Here is a 727-nt window from a genome sequence, read left to right as displayed (position 1 = left end):
CATCAAGTTCATGCTTTAATGTTGTAGCAGTCTCAGGTTTAACCTCGGCTTTAACATTTACGTCTTCAGGTGATCCTTTTTTAAGGTCGTTTGTGTTGTCTACTTCAAATTCTGACATAAGATTTGAAAATTCCTTTCATATTTAAAACAGTTAGTCATTCCAGAGGGATTCTGTTTCCTCTTGTGAGAAGTCAAAAAATTTATCGTCCTCATTATACAGACGTTGGTCTGCTGATTTGAGAAGTAAGCTTTTCAAATCTTTTATAGCGTGCCCGACCGACTGTTCGGGTACTCTCATTGGTAATGGCTCAAGGCGCGTTTCTGGAATGTGCATGACACCTAACCTGAATTTCAACGGATTAGGATCATTGACATCAAACTTGCTCTCGAGTGTATCTAAGGTAGCGTTATTTGCTAACAACAAAATTTGATGGTTAGGCTCGCCATATTTAAGCGACATCGGGTGATTTACATTAAATAAACTTCCCGGTGCCCCAAAATTACGTAAATTATACGCACAACGTTGTGTGAATAGCCCTATTTCGGTAGCGTCTTTTGCATGTTCAATAGAGGCATCTAAACACGTCCCTACTAAATCGTCTTCTTCCAAAATAAGTATATTAACCATTCTGGATTGACTATCAGCACGTATGTATTTTTCACGTTCGTCATTCATTAAAGTTTCAATTTTGTCTACAGCTACTTCAGGTAGTAACCCACCTAGTGC

General features: G+C 38.5%; 1 protein-coding gene. It reads right to left on the bottom strand.

Annotated elements, in window-relative coordinates:
* Nucleotides 1-151: 151 nt before the first annotated feature.
* On the bottom strand, nt 152-727 hold a 576-nt coding region (locus D1643_RS11230; protein WP_160710670.1), incomplete at its 5' end, for a hypothetical protein.

Origin of the sequence: Enterorhabdus sp. P55 (genome assembly GCF_009911695.1) — a bacterium.
Classification (GTDB): Bacteria; Actinomycetota; Coriobacteriia; order Coriobacteriales; family Eggerthellaceae; genus Enterorhabdus.
This window is presented reverse-complemented; position numbering and strand designations above follow the sequence as displayed.